The organism is Arthrobacter sp. zg-Y844 (genome assembly GCF_024385465.1).
Classification (GTDB): Bacteria; Actinomycetota; Actinomycetes; order Actinomycetales; family Micrococcaceae; genus Arthrobacter_B.
Window position 1 is genome coordinate 863,314 of sequence record NZ_JANFLS010000002.1, and the last position, 19,308, is coordinate 882,621.

Sequence of the window (19,308 nt, forward strand, 5' to 3'; positions counted from 1 at the left end):
AGGCCCCGGCCCGCGGCGCGTCGGACGCCGCCGCGCCGGGCCGGAAGCCGGTGTGCCGCGGCTCTCCAGCGGGCCTAGACCTCGCCGCTGCGCAGCGCGTCGACAGCGTACTGCAGGTCCTGCGGGTACTCACTGGTGAACTCCACGTACTCCCCCGAGCCCGGGTGGGTGAAGCCCAGTTTCCGGGCGTGCAGCCACTGCCGGGTCAGGCCAAGCTCTGCGGCCAGCTTTGCATCCGCACCGTAGGTCAGGTCGCCGGCGCAGGGATGGCGCAGGGCCGAGAAGTGAACGCGGATCTGGTGGGTGCGGCCCGTCTCCAGGTGCACCTCCACCAGCGAGGCCTTGCCAAAGGCTTCCAGCACCTCGTAATGCGTCACCGACGGCCGGCCGCCCTCAACGACGGCGAAACGCCAGTCGTAGCCGGGATGCCTGCCGATCGGAGCGTCGATGGTGCCCTTGAGCGGGTCGGGCAGCCCCTGGACCACTGCGTGGTACATCTTGTCCACGGTGCGGTCCTTGAACGCCTGCTTCAGGAGGGTGTAGGCGTGCTCGGTCTTGGCAACCACCATGACCCCGGAGGTGCCGACGTCGAGCCGGTGGACAATGCCCTGCCGCTCGGGGGCGCCTGACGTGGAGATCCGGTAGCCGGCAGCGGCCAGCGCCCCGACCACCGTTGGCCCCACCCAGCCGGGTGAGGGATGCGCGGCCACGCCTACCGGCTTGTCGATGACGACGAAGTGCTCGTCATCGGCCAGGATCAGCAGGTCGTCAACCGGCTCGACGACGACGGACAGCGGGTCCCGCTGCTCCGGGACGTCCGCGGTGATTTCCTGCCCGGCGTGCAGCTTGTCCGATTTCGTCAGCACCTTGCCGTTGGAACTGAAGTAGCCGTCCGTGCACCAGGTGGCGGCGACGGAACGGGAGACGTCAAGCAGGCCTGCCACTACGGCGTCGGCCCGCTTGCCGTCGGCTTCCTCGGGGACTGCAAAAACTGCGTGGAGCTCATTCATCGTGTTGCCTCGTCGTCATTACGCTGGTCTGTCGTTACTGTCTTGCCGGACGGCGTGCGTACGCCGTCCAAACCGATTCCCCGCAGCGTGAGCAGGCAGACCAGGATCACGCCGGAGACCACGCAGGAATCGGCGATGTTGAAAATCGCGAAGTTCGGGAAGGCGATGAAGTCCACGACATGGCCCTGGCCGAAGGACGGTTCCCGGAAGAGCCGGTCGGTCAGGTTGCCCAGCGCACCGCCGAGCACCAAACCCAGGGCCGTGGCCCAGGCCAGGGAACGGACCCGGAACATCAGGTAGGCCAGGAAACCGGACACAAGCACCATGATGATCGTGAAGACCCACGTGTAGTCGGTGCCGATCGAAAACGCTGCACCGGGATTGCGGATGAAGTGCCAACGCAGGATCGGGGGCAGGACATCGGTTATCTGGCCCTCGGCCATGGTGCTGACCACCCACAGTTTCGTGAGCTGGTCGGCGATAACGGCGACGACCGCCACAGCAAGCATGATGAGAGCAGGCTTGCCCCTGCGGGCACGGCTGCGTCCGGCTCCCGTGTTGTCCGGGGTCTGCGGTGAGGAAGGAGTCATGGTGCTTTCGTGATCGGAATGCCGGGGGAATCAGGCGCCGACTGAACTGCGCGGTGAATCGAATGTTCGTGCATAAAAACGTAAGGGCCGTCGGCCGGGGTGACCCGGCCTCCGGCCCTTAGGTTTCATTCAGCTAATACGTTGCTTAACTTCTGCATTGTTCAGCTTCTTCAATAACTCGACTTCTGGAATGCCGGCTGCTGCCTGTACATCAGTTTAACCGATCCTCCAGGAGCGCCGTGTCCGAGGCAATTACGCGTCGGCGGTTTCCGAAGCTACGGAACCGCGTGCATCCAGATCGCGCAGCTGGCCTTCGATGTAAGCCTTCAGGCGCGAACGGTAGTCCCGCTCGAAGCCGCGCAGCTGCTCGACCTTGCGCTCCAGGACTGCCTTCTGCTGCTCCAGGGTGCTGAGGATCTTGCGGCTCTTCTCCTGGGCGTCGGTGACGAGGCCGCTGGCCTCGATCTGCGCTTCGGCGATGATCTTGTCGCGCTGCTCAATACCGGCACCGACATAGTCGTCGTGCATCTTCTGGGCCATGGCCAGGATGCCCGCAGCGGTCTCCGTGTTGTTGGCCGCGGGAGCCGCGACGGGCTCCGGCTTGGCCTCGACGGGTGCCGGGCGCTCTTCTACGACCGGAGCTTCAACCTCAGGCTCGGGCTTGGGCTCTTCCGGAACCTTTTCGATCTTCGGTGCAGCGGCTACGGGAGCCGGAACCGAGTTCGCCGAAGCGGTGGACCCACCGGCTGCGGCCGCAGCCAGCTGGCTGCGGAGGTCTTCGTTTTCGGAGTTCAGCCGGCGCAGTTCCACCACGATCTCGTCGAGGAAGTCATCGACTTCATCCTGGTCATAGCCTTCCCGGAACTTGGTCGGCTGGAACCGCTTGTTGACAACATCTTCTGGCGTCAGAGCCATCTGGTCACCTCATACTGGATTATAAGATTCGCCTGCGAGTCAAGCAGGCGGTTCTACGTAGAGAATTACGGACATACAAAAATGCAGGGTTGTATTCGGTTTCACACTATATCGTTTGGTTTCCGAAAACTAACCGGACCCCTGAGGCGCGGAACGCTAGCGCGCGACGCCGACGACAATCTGCGTGAGGATCGATACGAGGATAAACAGGACCAGGAAAGCCAGGTCCAGGGCCACTCCCCCAAGCCGCAACGGCGGGATGATGCGCCTGAACAGCCGGACGGGCGGGTCGGTAACACCATATACGCCGGTAGCGAGCACGAGTGCCGGTCCCTTTGGCCGCCACTGCCGGGCAAACATCTGCACGGCGTCGTACACGATCCGCAGGATGAGGGCGAGCTGGAAGAGAACCAGCACCAAGTACACCAGGGGAAGAATGATATTCACGCGCAGGGTTTCATTTCCGAAGTCGGTCAGCAGCCCCTGCGGCCCGTCGGTGCGGGCCTTGGGCTAGCTCTGGTTGAAGAAAGTGGACTGTGATTCGCTGATCTTCTTGTCGTCGCCCAAAACCTCAACGTAGGACGGCGAAAGCAGGAAGACCTTGTTGGTGACACGCTCAATGCTACCGCGGAGGCCGAAAACGAGGCCCGCGGAGAAATCAACGAGGCGCTTGGCGTCCGCTTCTCCCATATCGGTGACGTTCATGATGACGGGGATGCCGTCACGGAAGCTCTCACCGATGATCTTGGCATCGTTGTAGGACCGGGGGTGGACCGTGGTGATCTGGCGCAGGCCGGACACATCCTCACGGGACGACGGGGCACGCTTGATGGGTGTCACGGGTGCGCGGTACTCCTCCACTGCATTTCGTACGACGGGGGCAGGAACCGCCTCCGGCGCTTCCTCATCGGGCTCATGGACGGGAGCAAAGTCTTCCTCCCGGGCAGGGGCTTCCCGCAGGTGCCGCTGTTCGGACTCGTAGTGCTCGTCACCGTCGGCGAGCCCAAGGTAGATCATTGTCCTGCGCATTGCGCCAGCCATGGTTGCTCCTCTTAATCCTTCAACGCCTAGCTGCCCATTACTGTACTGTTACTGCACGGTACTGCAGGGTGCTGCGCGGCGGCTGTATGGTGTTCGTACTTTGACGCTACCGTACCGGCGGGCGCGGGCCCAGAACATCGGACCCGATTCTCAGGTGTGTCGCCCCGTGTGCGACGGCGGCCTCGAGGTCCGAGCTCATGCCGGCGGAGATGCTTCGCGCCCCTGGGTGCTGCGCCTGCAGCTGCCCCGAAAGTTCCCGGAGGCGGGCGAAGGCCTCCCCGGCATCCGCGCCGAGCGGCGCAACGGCCATCAGCCCGGACAGGAGCAGCCCGGGAGTACCGGCAACGGACTCGGCCAGAAGCGGCAGATCCCCGGGCAGTGCTCCCCCTCGGCCCGGATCCGCAGCCCGTGCGGCGTCGTCCCGCAGGTCCACCTGCAGGAAGCAGGACAGGTCCCCACGTGGCACCAGCCCTGCGGATTCACGGCGCCGCTGCTCTGCTGCCATCGCCTTGCCCAGGGCAGCCACCAGGGAACGGCGGTCCACCGAGTGGACGGAGGCGGCGTAGCGCACCACGGACTTTGCCTTATTGGACTGCAGCTGGCCGATGAAGTGCCAGTCCAGGTCCAGGTGCGCCAGGTCAGCGGCCTTTGCGGCGGCCTCCTGGTCCTTGTTCTCGCCCACGTCCCGGACTCCCAGTCCGGCAAGGATCCCGACGTCGGAGGCGGGGAAATACTTGGTGACCACAATCAGGTGCGGTTCTTCGGCACCGGCGGGGCGCTCGGCTGCCGCGATGCGGTTCCGGACGCGCTGCAGCCTGTCCCGCAGCTCATCGGCGCGGGTGGGATATTCGGATATTGAAGTCATGGTCTTTCCATTATCTCCGGCCCGCCGGCCTTCGATGCGCCGGTGGAGGTTCAGGAACGCTGCCAGATCACGCCGGCGAACCGTCCGGTGGCGGGGTTCCGGCGGTGGGAAAACAGCTCGTCGTTCTCCAAGGTGCAGCCCTCGACCCGTTCTACTGATACCCCCAGGGCCATGAGCTGCGCCTGGGCTCCCGCGGGAAGATCAAGCGCCGGGGTCCCGCTGCGGGTTACTGCGGCAGTAGCCGGCAGCAGGGCAACCGATTCGTCCCGCATGGCTGCCGGAACCTCGTAGCAGTGCCCGCAGACGCAGGGACCTATCCAGGCACGGAGCCCGGTTCCACCGGCGGAACGCATCCGGTCGACGGCGACGGGCAGGATGTTATCCAGCAGGCCGCGGCGGCCGGCATGCACGGCGGCGGTAACCGGCCTCCCGTCCGGGCCGGCACCGGCCAGCAGGACCGGCACGCAGTCGGCCACCATCACCGCCAGCGGGTCTGCGCCGTCGGCACTGACCAGGCCGTCCGCCGTGGGAGCACCGGAGCCGGGGCCGGTTGCTTCTGCCACCAGTGCGGAATGGACCTGGTTCATAAAACGCAGCGAGCCGGGGCGGACGCCCATCGCGGACTCGAGTTCCGCACGCCGCCTGCGGACCGCATCCGGGTCATCCCCCACATGCAAAGCGAGGTTGCCCGCGGAAGCGTTGGTGAATCCCGCCCACAGGTTGTCGCCAACCTGGCGGTGCCACCAAAACATCCGGGACAACCCCGCTGTCATGCTCAGCTGTTCTTGCTCTGCTGCTCTTGCTCTGCCGGTCTTCCTACTTCAGGAAGTCCGGTACGTCCAGGTCATCCGGACGGCCGGTGGAGAGATCGGACTCCACGACTGCCGGAAGATCGATGTCGAAGCCGGCGTCGGCCGGGACATCGCTGTGCTGGTGCGACCGCTGGGACCAGGCCGACAGGCCTGCGGAAGCCGGAGCGGCAGCCCCGAAGCCGCCTGCAGCCGCTGCCGAGGCAGGCGGCGTGGCCGGCTCGGCCGGCTTGTTGTGCTGCGCCGGCTGCGAGGTGACATCCACCTGGTCGAAGCCTGCCGCGATAACGGTAACCCGCGCTTCGTCGCCCAGGGCGTCGTCAATGACGGCACCGAAGATGATGTTGGCTTCGGGGTGGGCAACTTCCTGGACCAGGCGCGCTGCCTCGTTGATCTCGAACAGGCCGAGATCGGAACCGCCCTGAATGGAGAGCAGCACGCCGTGGGCGCCGTCGATCGAAGCTTCGAGCAGAGGAGAAGCTATTGCCAGCTCGGCAGCCTTGACTGCACGGTCCTCGCCGCGGGCCGAACCGATGCCCATGAGGGCCGAACCTGCACCCTGCATCACCGATTTCACGTCCGCGAAGTCGAGGTTGATCAGGCCCGGGGTGGTGATCAGGTCGGTAATGCCCTGAACGCCGGAGAGCAGGACCTGGTCCGCGGAACGGAAGGCATCCAGCATGGAGACGTTGCGGTCGCTGATGGACAGCAGCCGGTCATTCGGGATGACGATCAGCGTGTCGACTTCGTCGCGCAGCGTATCGATACCGGATTCGGCCTGGTTGGAGCGGCGCCGGCCTTCGAAGGTGAAGGGACGGGTAACCACGCCGATGGTCAGGGCGCCGAGCGAACGGGCGATCCGGGCGACGACGGGAGCGCCGCCGGTACCGGTTCCGCCACCTTCGCCTGCGGTCACGAAGACCATGTCCGCTCCGCGGAGGACTTCCTCGATCTCCTCGGCGTGGTCCTCGGCGGCCTTGCGGCCGACCTCGGGATCAGCGCCGGCGCCCAGGCCACGCGTGAGTTCGCGGCCGACGTCGAGCTTGACGTCTGCGTCGCTCATCAGCAGTGCCTGTGCATCGGTGTTGATGGCGATGAACTCCACGCCGCGGAGGCCAACATCGATCATCCGGTTTACGGCGTTCACGCCACCGCCGCCGATGCCGACGACCTTGATGACGGCCAAGTAATTCTGCGGTGCTGCCACGTCCTGTGTCCCTTGTTCGAATCTCTGCAACTTTTATGTTTTTCGCAGCTGCGTTCGTTCTGCAGCTGCATGTGTCCTACTGAACCGGCCTGCGTACAAACCGGTTCCCGGCCGCCGACGCCCCCGTGGTTTCCAGCGGAATCCCGGAGATCTCCACTGGACGCCCGGCCGAAAACCTTGAACCTACACAACCCTAACCCTCAACTTGAGGGTTATAGTTATGTCAAGTAATCCATTACTTGAGACGCTATGGGGCCAGCGCCGCTTCCGCAAATACCGCCCCCGCGTGTCGGAGGATTCTTTCATCACGGCCGCGGAACGCTACCTGCTCCGTTCCCCTGCGGATCCCCTCCGAGGGCTCCGGTCCGGCGCCTGGTTTCCAGCCGTCCTCCGCGCCGGTCAACGTGTCACCGGACGGTCGGGGGTACTGACGTCGTAAACCTGCACCGGCGGATCGGACGGCTCCATCTTCAGGAGCGCCTCAAGCACCCGTGCCTTTGCCTCGTTGGCATCGGCACTCCCCCAGAATACTGTCTGCCCGCTCTTAAGCTTCAGTTCGACCGAATCCAGCGTCTGGGCGGAGGCGTTCTCCAGCCGGCCAAGCACCTCCGGCGGAAGCGTCGCCAGTACTGCCGTGATGCTGGGGAAAACACTCGCATGGATGGCTTCGCTTCCGCCGGCGATAAGCGGAAGGGCGACCGCTGCCCGGTCAGCTGCTATTGCCAGCCGGCGGCCCTCTTCGTCGATGAGGACATGCGTGTCACCGTCCTGCAGGACGGCTACGGGAATGCGTTCGGTGACAGTAACCACCAGGGTGGACGGTGGCTGTGCTGCGACCTCGATCTTTTCGATTTCGGGGCGGTCTTTCAGCAGCCCTTCCACGTCGGCGACGGAAATGGTGGGCAGGGTCTGCCCCTTCAACGGTTCCAGCGCCGCTTCGGCCTGTTCACGGGGCAGCAGCGTGGTGCCCTCTACCACTACGGTCTGCAGGGCGAGCATCGGTGAGAAGAACAGCAGGGCAAAGAACAGTGCGGTGACGGACACCGCTGAGCCGACCGTGATCCATGCTGCCCGGCGCCGCCGCTTGCCGGGCGGTTCCGGAAATGCCAGGACCGTTCCGTCGGTGCCTGCGCTGTTGGCGCCAGGCACCGGGGACTTTGCGGCGGAGCGCCGGCTTCCCGCAAAGCGGCGCGGGGCCTTGTCCGCCGGAGCGCCCGCAGGCTTCCCGGCGGATTTCCCCTTCCCCGCCGGCTTGGGCTTGGCGGCACCGGCAGCAGGCCGGACAGCGGTGGAACCGGCGGCGGGTCTGTCTGCTGCCACCTGGTCTTCCGGATCGAGGGCACGTGTGGCCGTAATGGTCTCGTCGTCGCTCCCGGAGCGCTTCCTAGCGGCCATTGGCGGCTTTCCCCGCTGCGGCGGCCGAACGGGCCGGAACGGCGGCCAGGCGGGCAACCAGTTCGGATCCGAGCGCGGTGACGTCACCGGCACCGACGGTCAGGATGATGTCTCCCTCGTCGGCGCTGTCTGCGACCTGGGCCACCGCGCGTTCCGGACTATCGGCATAGCCGCCGGGCACGTGCAGTCGGGAGGTGATCAGCTCACTGGTGACGCCTTCAATCGGATCTTCCCGTGCCGGATAGATGTCCAGGACGGTGGCGGTATCGGCCAGGTCCAGGGCTGCTGCAAACTCGGCCGCAAAGTTGCGGGTGCGGCTGAACAGGTGCGGCTGGAACAACACATGCACCCGATGCCCTCCGGCCACTGTGCGGGCCGCCTTCAGGGCGGCGTCGACTTCGGTGGGATGGTGGGCATAATCGTCGAACACCTGCACGCCGCGTGCACTGCCGCGGGATTCGAACCGCCGGGCGGCGCCGGAGAACGTAGCGAGCCCCGCTGCGGCCGTCCGGGGATCAACGCCCAGTTCCAGCCCGACGGCAAAGGCGGCAGCCGCGTTCAGGATGTTGTGCGCGCCCGGAACCTGCAGGACAAGCTGCACCTCGCCGTCGCGGCCGTCCACGGTGTACTGCAGGGTGCTGGCCGAGCCGGCGCCGGCGGGACGGGTGTCCGTAACCCGCACGTCCGCACCGGCGGCGTAGCCGTAGGTGGCTACCCGGACGCCCGGGCAGCGTTCAACGAGGGCTACGGCACCGGCGTCGTCCGCGCAGGCGACAAGGAGCCCCTCCGCCGGCAGCAGCGCCGTGAAGGCGTCGAAGGAGGCGAAGACCGCTTCCTCCGTGCCGTAATGGTCCAGGTGGTCGGCCTCGACATTGGTGACCACGCTGATCCGCGGGTTGTAGTTGAGGAAGGAACCGTCCGACTCATCGGCTTCGGCCACGAAGACCCGTCCCGCCCCGTGGGCGGCATTGACGCCAAGGGCCGCAACGTCGCCGCCGATGGCGAAGGAAGGATCCAGTCCGGCCTCCCGCAGCATCACGGTCACCATGGCCGTGGTGGTGGTTTTGCCGTGGGTGCCGGCCACCGCGATGAGGTCCTGCTCGCCCATGGCCGCGGAGAGCGCCACTGAGCGGTGGATGATCCGCAGCCCGCGGGAACGCGCCGCCGCAAGTTCCGGATTCTGCTCGCGGATGGCCGTTGACACGACTACCGTGTCGACGCCGGCAACGTGTCCGGCGTCGTGCCCCACAAACACCTCGGCCCCGAGCGCTTCAAGGGCCCGCAGTCCCGGCGAGTCCTTGGCATCGGAGCCGGAGACTTCAATGCCCTGGGCCAGGAGTACCCGGGCAACGGCCGACATGCCGGCACCGCCGAGGCCGATGAAGTGTACTTTCCCCAGGTCTGTCGGGTTCAGCCGGTTCATGCCTTTGCCCTATCGCTTGCTTCGAGGATGAATGCAGCCATCCGCTGGTCCGCGTCACGGATGCCCAACGCCGACGATGCCTTGGCCATGGCTTCCAACGCCGCCGGATCGGCCAGCAAAGGTATCAGCCTGTCGGAAATCCACTCGGCTGTGAAGAGGGCGTCGGCAACCGTAAGCGCTCCGCCGGCAGCCACGAGGGCTTCGGCGTTAAGCGCCTGTTCGCCGTTGCCGTGCGGCAGCGGAACCAGGACGGCAGGCAGCCCCACTGCGCTGATTTCGCAGACGGTTCCTGCCCCGGAGCGGGCCAGCAGCAGGTCCGCAGCGGCGTAGGCCTGCTCCATGCCGTCGACGTACTCCACCTGCGTGTAGCCGCGGGCGGCGATCGGTTTTCCGTCGGCGTCCACCAGGGACTTTCCGCGGCCGGTGATGTGCAGGGTCTGGATGCCGGCCGCAGCCAATGCCGGAAGGGCATGTTCCACGGCCCGGTTGATGCTTGCGGCACCCGAAGAGCCTCCGGTCACCACCAGCGTGGGGCGGTCCTGCTCCAGCCCCAGGGCGGACCGTGCGGCAGTCCGGGCGGCATGGCGGTCCAGTCCGGAGATTTCCCGGCGCATCGGCATACCGACCCACGTGGCCCGGGGCAGGCTGGTGGATTCGAAGGCCACGCCCGTCACGGCCGCGAAGCGCGCACCCACGCGGTTGGCCAGCCCGGGACGCGCGTTGGCCTCGTGCACGATCACGGGAAGCGATCGGCGGCGTGCCGCTAGGTACACCGGCGTCGAAACGTAGCCGCCCACGCCCACAACGACGTCGGCCTGCGCGGAGTCCAGGATCTCGCCGGCCTGCCGCACGGCACGGACAAGGCGGCCGGGCAGTTTCGCCAGGTCCGCGGAAGGCCGCCGGGGCATGGGGACCCGGTCAATGGTGGCCAGCTCATAGCCCGCTGCGGGCACCAGGCGGGTTTCCATTCCGGACGCGGTCCCCACCACTGTGATGCGGGCGTCGGGGCGGTGTGCCGTCACGGCATCTGCGATGGCCAGGAGAGGGCTGATGTGCCCGGCGGTGCCGCCTCCGGCCAGGACTACGGAGAGGGAAGGCTGCGTCATGGAGCTGTTGGTTCACTTTCGGGGATTTTACGGGCAAAGGAAAGCAGGACGCCGACGGCGGCGAGCGTGAAGGTCAGGGAGGATCCGCCATACGAAATGAACGGCAGCGGTACGCCGATGACGGGAAGCAACCCGGTCACCATCGCAATGTTCACGGAGGCCTGGCCGATGATCCAGACCAGGATGGCACCGCAGACAATGCGGATGAACGGGTCGGTATGGCGCATGGTGACCCGGACCGTCGCGACGGCAAGGACGGCAAAGAGGCTGACCACGACGAGCGTTCCCAGCAGGCCGAATTCCTCGCCGATAATGGCGAAGATGAAGTCGTTGTGGGCTTCCGGGATCCAGTTCCATTTCTGCCGGCTCTGGCCGATGCCCACTCCCAGCCAGCCGCCGGAGGCCAGCGCGTACATGCCGGCGTTGGCCTGGTCGCAGAGGCCGGTGCTGCAGTCCAGCTGGAGCCAGGCGCTGATCCGGCTGGAGCGGTTGCTGCTCACCAGGGACATGAGTACCGCTCCCACGGCCGCTCCGGCCGCAAGGACGCCCAGGAAGCGCAGCGGAGCACCGGCGAAGAACAGGGCGGCAACCATGATCATGCCCATCACGATCACGGTGCCGAGGTCGCTTCCGAGCATGACCAGGAGGATCAGGATCCCGCCGCCGGGCACGACCGGAATAAGGGCGTGCTTCCATTCGTTGATCAGCCGCCCCTTCCGGGACAGGACCGCGGCGAACCAGATCGCCATGGCCAGTTTCGCGGCTTCGGAGGGCTGACCCGTGATGGGCCCGATCTCGATCCAGTTCTTGTTGCCGTTGACTTCCTTGCCGATCACCAGCACAAGCACCAGCAGGATGACGGCAATGCCGTAAAGGAACCAGGAGAGGAAGCGGTAGTGGGGCGGCCCGAGCCGCGAGAGCCCCAGCATGGCCACCACGCCCGCCGCAGCGAACATGGACTGCTTCAGGAACAGATCGAACGTCGTCGCCGCGCCTGCATCGCTGCCGGCAGCGGCGGCAATGGATTCCACCGAGGACGCCGAAAGCACCATCATCAGGCCGATGGCGGTGAGGGCCAGGGTGGCGCCGAGGATCGTGTAGTAGCTGGAGCCGGTGGCGCTGCGCCCGCTGCCCTCCAGGAAGACGAGGAAGCGCTCAACGCGCGACGCCGGTTTGGCCGGACGGTCCGCAGCGCCGCGTTTCCCGGCCGGGGGCTTCCCCGGTGCGGTTTTCGGTGTCACCGCGCCCGTGCCGGTATTGGCTGTGGCCGCTGGATTCCGGCGCAGGACCGGTTTGCGTTTGCTGCCGGTGGGCGTGGTGACCAATCTAGGGCTCCTTCGGAGTCTGTGCCTGTCCCGGTGCCTGCTGTTCGCTCATATATCCTGCGACGGCTTCGATGAAAGCCTCGCCGCGGTGGGCATAGGAAGTGAACTGGTCCATGGAAGCTGCTGCCGGCGCCATCAGCACCGTGTCTCCTGCTTGGGCCACGGTAGCCGCCGCAGCGACTGCCCTGACCATGATCTCTTCGGCACTGGTGACCGGTGCCGCCGTCTGCTGCCGTTCCCCAGTCTGCTCCACAAGGGCGTGGATGACCGGCACATCGGGTGCGTGTTGGGCCAGGGCTGCCTGCAGGTCCGCGGTGTCGGCTCCGATCAGGACCACTGCCTTGAGCCGGCCGCGGTGCTCGGCAACCAGGTCGTTGTAGTGAACGCCCTTGGACAGGCCGCCGGCAATCCAGACAACGCTGGTGAAGGCAGCCAGCGACGCCGCCGCGGCATGCGGATTGGTCGCCTTGGAGTCATTGACCCACAGGATGTCATTGAGGCGGGCCACGGGCTGGATCCGGTGGTCTCCCGGTGCATAGGCCCGCAGTCCGTCCCGGACCGCCGCGGGTTCGACGCCGAAGGCACGCACCAGCGCAGCAGCCGCCAGGGCATTGGCCACCATGTGCCGGGGAGCGTACTCCCCCAGGTCGGCCATGGCGGCAAGCTCCGCCGCGGAGTCCTTGCGCTGTTCGATGAAGGCCCGGTCCACCAGCAGTCCTTCAACCACTCCGACCATGCTGACCGCCGGCACTGAGGTGGTGAAGCCGACCGCGCGGCAGCCTTCCACGACGTCGGCTTCCTCGACCATGCGCTCGGTCTCGTACTGCTCGGCGTTGTAGATGCAGGCGACCTGCGTGTTTTCGTAGATCTTGGCCTTGTCGGCCCGGTAGGCCTCAAAGGAGCCGTGCCAGTCCACGTGGTCTTCGGCGATGTTCAGGCACACGCTGGCCAGCGGGGACATGGAGTGTGTCCAGTGCAGCTGGAAGCTGGAGAGTTCCACGGCGATGGCGTCATAGCCTTCCGGATCCCGGATCGCATCCAGGATCGGGGTTCCGACATTGCCGGCCGCGATGGCGCGCAGGCCGGCGGCCCGGAGCATGCTCTCGGTCATCGAGACCGTGGTGGTCTTGCCGTTGGTGCCGGTGATGGCCAGCCACTGGGCGGTCTTGCGGCCTTCGCGGATACGGACCCGCCAGGCCAGCTCGACGTCGCCCCAGACGGGAATGTCCGCTGCGGCGGCTGCCGCCAGCACCGGGTGGGTGGGGCGGAAGCCCGGTGAGGTCACCACGAGGTCAGGGGCAGCGCCGTCGACCTCGGGAAGCCCGGCAACCGCATCGGCTCCGAGCAGGATGTCCGCGGCGCCGACAATCCGAAGGGTGTCCGCCTTGGCGCGGTTCTCCTCGGTGTCCCTGGCATCCACCACTACAACCCGAGCCCCGAGTTCGATCAGGGTGTCCGCTGCGGAGAAGCCGGAAAGGCCGATACCGGTGACGACTACGCGCAGTCCGCTCCAGTCGGCGTCCCACGTGGTCAGTTCGGCAAGGGGAGCACTCACAGTCCCACCACCCATTCGGCGTAGAAGATTCCCAGCGCCACGGCCACGCAGAGGCCGGCGATGATCCAGAACCGGACCACCACGGTGACCTCGGCCCAGCCCTTGAGCTCGAAGTGGTGCTGCAGCGGAGCCATCTTGAACACGCGCTTGCCGCCGCTGAGCTTGAAGTAGCCCACCTGGATGATGACGGAGAGGGTGATGATCACGAACAGGCCGGCAAGGATCACCAGCAGCAGCTCGGTCCGCGAGAGGATGGCGAAGGCCGCAATGGCGCCGCCGATCGCCAGCGAGCCGGTGTCGCCCATGAAGATCTTCGCCGGCGAGGTGTTCCACCAGAGGAAACCGATGAGGGCGCCCGCCATGGCCCCGGCCAGCAGGGCCAGATCCATCGGGTCGCGGACTTCGTAGCAGACGCCTTCTGCACCCGGTGAGCCGCAGCTCTGGTTGTACTGCCAGATCCCGATCAGGAAGTAGGCGCCGAACACCAGCACGGACGCACCGGCGGCCAGGCCGTCGAGGCCGTCGGCCAGGTTCACGCCGTTGGTGGTGCCGGTGATGATGACCAGGGACCAGATCACGAACAGGATCGCGCCGATCACCGTTCCCGCGAAGGCAAGGTCGAAGTTTGTGTCCCGGATGAAGGAGACCGCGGTAGACGCCGGCGTCCTCCCCTGCTCATTGGGGAACTGCAGGGCCAGGACGGCAAAGGTGATGCCGACGACTGCCTGCAGGATGATCTTTGCCTTGGCGTTCAGGCCGAGGCTGCGCTGCTTGGAGATCTTGGTGTAGTCGTCGATGAAGCCGACCATGCCCATACCCACGGTGAGCAGCAGGACCAGCAGTCCTGACGCCGTCGGGCTGAAGGACCCGAAACCCAGCATGCCGCTGATGAGGTGGGTAAGGAAGTACGCAGCCACCACTGACGCCACGATGACGGCGCCGCCCATGGTGGGGGTGCCGCGCTTGGTGTGGTGGGAGGTGGGGCCGTCGTCACGGACGAACTGGCCGTACCCTTTCCGCACCAGGAAACGGATGAACAGGGGTGTTCCGGCAAAGGCGAAGACCAGAGCCAGCGAAGACCCTACAAGCAGGGAGATCACAGGTTCTCTCCTCCGGTCCCTTCGGTGCGCGCCGGCGCAGTCGCCGGATCAGTTGCTGCGGACGGTGGTACAGGGGTCAAGGCTATCCGATCGCCGAGGAAGCGCAGGGCCGCCCCGTTGGAGGATTTGAACAGGACAAGGTCTCCGGGCGCGAGGGACTCGGCAAGGATGCGCTCGGCTTCCTCCGCCGTTTCCACGAAGGTGGATTCCTCCCCCCAGGAACCCTCCATGACCGCACCGGTGTGCATGGCGCGGGCACCGGTGCCCACGACAATAAGTTTGGAAATATTGAGCCGGACAGCGTAGCGGCCGATGGCGTCGTGTTCCGTGACGGCATCCTCGCCCAGCTCCAGCATTTCGCCCAGGACAGCCCAGGTGCGCCGTTCCCGGCCGAGTTCGGCCAGGGTCCGCAGGGCTGCGCGCATGGATTCCGGGTTTGCGTTGTACGCATCGTTGATCACCGTGACGCCGTCGGCGCGGTCGGTGCGCTCCATGCGCCAGCGGCTGGCTGCCGTGCGGCCGGAAAGCCCTGCGGCAATCTGCTCGCCGGGAATACCCGCTGCGTAGGCTGCGGCAGCGGCCGCCAGCAGGTTCGCCGTGTGGTGGGCCCCGATGAGGCCGGACCGGATTTCGTGCCGGCTGCCGTCGGGCAGCAGCAGCGTGAAGACGGGCCTGCCCTCGGCGTCGGTGCGGGCATCCAGGGCACGGACGGCGTTCTTGGCGCCGTGCGCGGCCTCCGGCGAGGAGGTGAAGTAGAGGACCGGCGCGTCGGTGCGTTCAGCCATCGCCGCGACGCGGATGTCGTCGGCGTTCAGGATGGCGGTGCCGCCGGCGGGCAGCGCTTCGACGAGCTCTCCCTTGGCGACGGCGATGTTGTCCACGCCGCCGAACTCACCGGCGTGCGCGGAACCCACGAAGAGGACGACGCCGATATCCGGCTTGACCATGTCGGCCAGGTAGCGGATGTTGCCGATGCGGGTGGCGCCCATTTCCATCACGAGATAGCGGGTGCCGTAGCCGGCGGTAAACACGGTCAGCGGAAGGCCGACTTCGCCGTTGTAGGAACCTACCGGAGCGACGGTGGGACCGGCCTCGGTCAGGACACCGGCCAGCAGGTCCTTGGTGGTGGTCTTGCCGGCTGATCCCGTGATGCCGATGACGGTCAGTTCGCCGTGCGCCCGGAGCCGGCGGACAATTTCCGCGGCCAGGGTGCCCATGGCCAGGACGGCGTCGGGAACCAGCACGCCGGGGTAGAGCGCACCGGCGTCGTCGGCCACCGGCCGCTCGAGAAGCGCCAGCATGGCGCCGCGGGCAAAAGCGGCGCCCACGAACAGGTGGCCGTCCGAGTTCTCGCCGGGCTTGGCAATGAAGAGCGAGCCCTGTACGGCGTCGCGCGAATCCGTGGTGGCGGAAGTCACGACAAGGCCCGGCGTCTGTGCGGCCGGGCCGATCAGCTCGCCGCCTGTAATTGCCGCTATTTCGGCTGCATTAAGTTCAATCATGACGAATTAGGACTCTACCCCGTCGCTCGAAAGGGCACTGAATCCGTATCTTGTCAAAGCCCGGCGCAGTTCCACCCGGTCATCGAGGGCAAGGTTCTCCCCCATGACTTCCTGCCACACTTCGTGGCCGCGGCCGGCCACCAGCACGGTGTCCTGCGGGCGCGCCAGTTCCACGGCACGGTCGATGGCAGCTGCACGGGGCGCGACCTCCTCAATGACACACGCCAGGTCTTCCCCGGTCCGTGCGCCCTCGGCACCGCGCAGGACGTCCGCACGGATGGCGGCGGCGTCTTCGCCGTGCGGGTCATCGTCGGTGACGACGACGACGTCGGCCAGGCGGGCCGCGATGGCTCCCATCAGCGGACGCTTGGTCTGGTCCCTCTCGCCGGTGGCACCAAAGACGACGATTACCCGCGAGTCGCCGTCGGGACGCCGCACCGAGGCAAGGGTGCGGGTCAGGGCATCGGGGTTGTGGGCAAAATCAACGATGGCTGCCGGCTCTTCACCGATCAGCTGCATCCGTCCGGGGACCTCGACGGTAAACGGATCATGGGCGTCCAGCGCCGCCTGCACGGTTTCTGCGGGAACGCCGGAGGACAGCACCATCACTGTGGCCAGCGCGGCGTTGGAGATGTTGAAAGTTCCGGGCAGGGCCGTGGAAACCCGCAGCTGTTCCCCTTCCGGACCACGGAGCCTGAAGGAGTGCCCGAGTCCGCGGGGCTCAATGTCCGTAACGAACCAATCGGCGTCGCGGCCGGTGCCGTCAGTCGCAAGCGTCAGGACCGGCACCCCGGCCCGGGCTGCCATTTTCACTCCCCATTCGTCATCGACCGTGACGACGGCCCGGCGGGCGCGGTCGGGCTGGAAGAGCGCCGCCTTGGCAGCGAAGTATTCCTCCATGGAGCCGTGCAGGTCCAGGTGGTCCTGGGTGAGGTTGGTGAATCCGGCGACGTCGAAGCGGACACCGTCAACTCGGCGGTAGGTGATCGCATGGGAGGAGACCTCCATGGTGGCGGCGTCCAGGCCCCGCTCGCGCATCAGGCCCAGCAGCCCGTGCACCTGCGGTGATTCGGGCGTGGTCAGGACGCTCGGAATGGCTTCCCCGCCGGCAAGGATCTCGATCGTGCCGATCAGCCCGGTGGTACGCCCGAGTGCCTGCAGGAGCGAGTTCACGAAGTAGGAGGTGGTGGTTTTGCCGTTGGTGCCCGTGATGCCGAACAGGGTGGGACGGGGTCCGTCCGCAGGCACGCTGTTGAAGACGACGGCGGCCAGCGGCCCGACCAGCCGGCGGACCTCACCGGCGACGAAGACCGGAATGTGCAGGTCGGCAAGATGCCCCAGCCCTGCCTTGTCGGTCAGGACCGCCGACGCTCCGGCCGCCTCCGCTGCGCCTGCGAATCGGGCGCCGTGGTGGCGGGCGCCGGCGATGCCCACATAGAGGTCACCGGGGAGCACCTCGCGGGAATTGATCGTGAGTCCCGAAAGCTCCGTATCCCAGGCTGCTTCCGCCGTTCCCGCGGCAGGTGCAACGTCCCGCAGCTGCGCAGGCAGAGCCTGCACGGCGGCGCGCACGGTAACCGGATCAACGGCATCGGGACGGAGACCCGATCCGGCGGGGTGATTTTCACTTATTGGCACTTCAATGCTCCAGGAATTAGTACTCAATGGGGTAAGTCTCGGGTTCACCCGTGGAAGGCGGCACGTTGTTGCTGACCAGCGTCTGTTCCATGACCTTCTGGAAGGACTGGCCCGGAATGATGTAGTAGAGGTCGCCCTGGGGCCGCTGGAGGGTCACCACAACCACGTACTTCGGATCATCCATGGGTGCAATACCAGCATAAGAGAGGGTCGAGCCTGAATAGCCGCCGTTCGGTCCGGGGGCTTCAGCCGTGCCCGTCTTGGAACCGACCCGGTACTGCTTCAACTCGCCTGTCTTGCCGGAGCCGTCCTTGGTGACCGTTTCCATCATGTGCTGGACCTGCTCCGCGGTCTCCTCGGAGACAACCCGCGTACCCGGTTCCTTTTTGATGGGCTGCTCCGTGCCGTCTTCCTTGATGACGGAGTCGATGATGCTCGGCTGGACGCGGACGCCGTCGTTGGCAATGGTCTGGAAGACACTCGCCGTGTGCAGCGCCGTCTGCGTCAGGCCCTGTCCGAACAGCACGGTGTACTGCTGCCGTCCGTCCCAGGCGTCCGGTTCCGGCAGCAGGCCTGCGGTTTCCCCGTTAAGTCCAACGTTCAGCGGCTGGCCGATCCCGAACTTCCGCAGCCAGTCGTACCGCTGCTGCGGCGTCAGCTGCTCTCCGACCATCACCGTTCCGGTGTTCATGGACTTGGCCAGCACACCCGCCACGGTCATGTGGACGGTCCCGTGCGGGACGGCGTCCTTGAAGGTCTGGCCGTCAACGGTGTAGGTCGGTTCGATCTCCAGCCGTGTTTCGGGGGTGGTGATGCCTTCCTCGATGGCGGCCGCCATGGTGATGACCTTGGTGGTGGAGCCGGGCTCGAAGAAGTCCGTGACGGACCTCGCCTTGCGCGACTCCGCCGGGGTCGCCCCGGGATTGTTGGGGTCCACAGTGGTGGATTCCGCCAGCGCGATCACCCGGGCGGTATCCGCCTCCATAACCACGATGTTGCCCCACTCGGCATCGTATTCATCCACCTGTGCGGCGATGGTCTGCTGGGCAAACCACTGCAGGTCCTGGTCGATGCTCAGCTTTATGGATTCCCCGTCGTGGACGGGTTCGTCCTCGTTGGTGGCGTAGGGAATGCGGATGCCGTCTCCGCCGATTTCGTAGGTCTTGCTGCCGGCCTCGCCGGCAAGGATTTCGTCCTGGGTCAGCTCCAGGCCTTCCTGCGCGCCTTCGGTGCCGAGGAAGCCCACGATGGACCCGGCCACCGAGCCGGAGGGGTAGGTCCGCAGCGTGGTCCGGTCCGCATAGATCCCCGGGAACTTTACCGCGAGGACCTTTTCCTTGACTTCCGGAGTGACGGTTTTGGCGACGAAGTTGAAGCCCTTCTCCCCCAGCAGTGCCGAGCGCAGGGTTTCCGGATCCTGCCCCAGGATGGCGCCAAGTTCCTCAAACGCCTGGTCGAAGGTGACGTCCTGGAGTTTCCCCTCGGCGTCGCGGCGCTTGAATTTCTCGCCGATGTCCTGCGAAAGGCGCTGGTCCACCACAATGTCGAACCGCTCCACGCTTCGGGCCAGGTAATTGCCGTTGGAGTCGAGGATGCTGCCGCGCAGGGCCGGTACGGTTACCGTCACGAGCCGGTTATCCACGGCGCTCTGCGCCATGCCGTCCGGGTCCAGTGCCTGGACATGGAAGAGCCGAAGTCCGAGAACGGTCAGGAGCACCAGGCCAAAGATCAGGCCGGCGCGCAGGCGTCCGGTAACGAGGGCCACCCTGTGGTTGTCCGGGCCGGATTTTTGTGCCACAACGTGTCCTCGTTCATGCCTAAGTTTTG

The 19,308-nt window shown here is 66.3% G+C and carries 17 protein-coding genes; all 17 read right to left on the reverse strand.

The features are described from left to right. Positions 1-74: 74 nt before the first annotated feature. The 17 genes from NNX35_RS10870 to NNX35_RS10950 all read right to left on the reverse strand — a co-directional run bounded on the left by NNX35_RS10870 (position 75) and on the right by NNX35_RS10950 (position 19,279). Positions 75-1,010, reverse strand: a complete 936-nt coding sequence (locus NNX35_RS10870; RefSeq protein WP_255867766.1) for an RluA family pseudouridine synthase — start codon at positions 1,008-1,010, stop codon at positions 75-77. Then, a complete protein-coding gene (gene lspA, locus NNX35_RS10875; RefSeq protein WP_255863266.1) occupies positions 1,007-1,600 on the reverse strand; it encodes a signal peptidase II in 594 nt (197 codons plus the stop codon). The genes NNX35_RS10870 and lspA overlap by 4 nt, the downstream gene beginning before the upstream one ends. Positions 1,601-1,852: 252 nt before the next feature. Continuing rightward, positions 1,853-2,515, reverse strand: a complete 663-nt coding sequence (locus NNX35_RS10880) for a DivIVA domain-containing protein (protein WP_255765819.1) — start codon at positions 2,513-2,515, stop codon at positions 1,853-1,855. Positions 2,516-2,671: 156 nt separating this feature from the next. Next, positions 2,672-2,962: a YggT family protein gene (locus tag NNX35_RS10885; RefSeq protein ID WP_227922585.1), complete on the reverse strand. Its 291-nt coding sequence runs from the start codon at positions 2,960-2,962 to the stop codon at positions 2,672-2,674. 63 nt (positions 2,963-3,025) lie between these two features. Next, positions 3,026-3,556: a cell division protein SepF gene (locus NNX35_RS10890; protein WP_227922587.1), complete on the reverse strand. Its 531-nt coding sequence runs from the start codon at positions 3,554-3,556 to the stop codon at positions 3,026-3,028. Positions 3,557-3,662: 106 nt separating this feature from the next. After that, the gene (locus NNX35_RS10895; RefSeq protein ID WP_255867767.1) at positions 3,663-4,421 is read right to left on the reverse strand and encodes a YggS family pyridoxal phosphate-dependent enzyme; all 759 of its coding nucleotides are present in this window, start codon (positions 4,419-4,421) and stop codon (positions 3,663-3,665) included. 50 nt (positions 4,422-4,471) lie between these two features. Further along, positions 4,472-5,194 (reverse strand): polyphenol oxidase family protein, encoded by a 723-nt coding sequence (locus NNX35_RS10900; protein ID WP_255867768.1) that lies wholly within the window; start codon positions 5,192-5,194, stop codon positions 4,472-4,474. 43 nt (positions 5,195-5,237) lie between these two features. Next, positions 5,238-6,437 carry a cell division protein FtsZ gene (gene ftsZ / locus NNX35_RS10905; RefSeq protein ID WP_227922592.1) on the reverse strand — a complete coding sequence of 400 codons (1,200 nt, stop codon included), beginning with the start codon at positions 6,435-6,437 and terminating at the stop codon, positions 5,238-5,240. A 399-nt stretch (positions 6,438-6,836) separates the two neighbouring features. Further along, the gene (locus NNX35_RS10910) at positions 6,837-7,832 is read right to left on the reverse strand and encodes a cell division protein FtsQ/DivIB (RefSeq protein WP_255867769.1); all 996 of its coding nucleotides are present in this window, start codon (positions 7,830-7,832) and stop codon (positions 6,837-6,839) included. After that, positions 7,822-9,255, reverse strand: a complete 1,434-nt coding sequence (gene murC / locus NNX35_RS10915; protein ID WP_255867770.1) for a UDP-N-acetylmuramate--L-alanine ligase — start codon at positions 9,253-9,255, stop codon at positions 7,822-7,824. Before murC ends, NNX35_RS10910 begins: the two co-directional genes overlap by 11 nt. Further along, positions 9,252-10,361, reverse strand: a complete 1,110-nt coding sequence (murG, locus tag NNX35_RS10920; protein WP_255867771.1) for an undecaprenyldiphospho-muramoylpentapeptide beta-N-acetylglucosaminyltransferase — start codon at positions 10,359-10,361, stop codon at positions 9,252-9,254. Before murG ends, murC begins: the two co-directional genes overlap by 4 nt. Further along, positions 10,358-11,686: a putative lipid II flippase FtsW gene (ftsW, locus tag NNX35_RS10925; protein ID WP_255765813.1), complete on the reverse strand. Its 1,329-nt coding sequence runs from the start codon at positions 11,684-11,686 to the stop codon at positions 10,358-10,360. Before ftsW ends, murG begins: the two co-directional genes overlap by 4 nt. Before the next feature lies 1 nt (position 11,687). Beyond that, a complete protein-coding gene (gene murD, locus NNX35_RS10930) occupies positions 11,688-13,256 on the reverse strand; it encodes a UDP-N-acetylmuramoyl-L-alanine--D-glutamate ligase (protein WP_255867772.1) in 1,569 nt (522 codons plus the stop codon). Continuing rightward, complete coding sequence (mraY, locus tag NNX35_RS10935; protein WP_255765811.1) at positions 13,238-14,341, reverse strand: phospho-N-acetylmuramoyl-pentapeptide-transferase; 1,104 nt, start codon at positions 14,339-14,341, stop codon at positions 13,238-13,240. The genes murD and mraY overlap by 19 nt, the downstream gene beginning before the upstream one ends. Then, complete coding sequence (gene murF / locus NNX35_RS10940; RefSeq protein ID WP_255765810.1) at positions 14,338-15,843, reverse strand: UDP-N-acetylmuramoyl-tripeptide--D-alanyl-D-alanine ligase; 1,506 nt, start codon at positions 15,841-15,843, stop codon at positions 14,338-14,340. Before murF ends, mraY begins: the two co-directional genes overlap by 4 nt. A gap of 6 nt (positions 15,844-15,849) precedes the next feature. Next, a complete protein-coding gene (locus tag NNX35_RS10945) occupies positions 15,850-17,475 on the reverse strand; it encodes a UDP-N-acetylmuramoyl-L-alanyl-D-glutamate--2,6-diaminopimelate ligase (RefSeq protein ID WP_370647033.1) in 1,626 nt (541 codons plus the stop codon). 22 nt (positions 17,476-17,497) lie between these two features. Beyond that, entirely contained in the window at positions 17,498-19,279 is a 1,782-nt protein-coding gene (locus NNX35_RS10950; RefSeq protein ID WP_255867773.1) for a penicillin-binding protein 2, read from the reverse strand. Between the last annotated feature and the right edge of the window lie 29 nt (positions 19,280-19,308).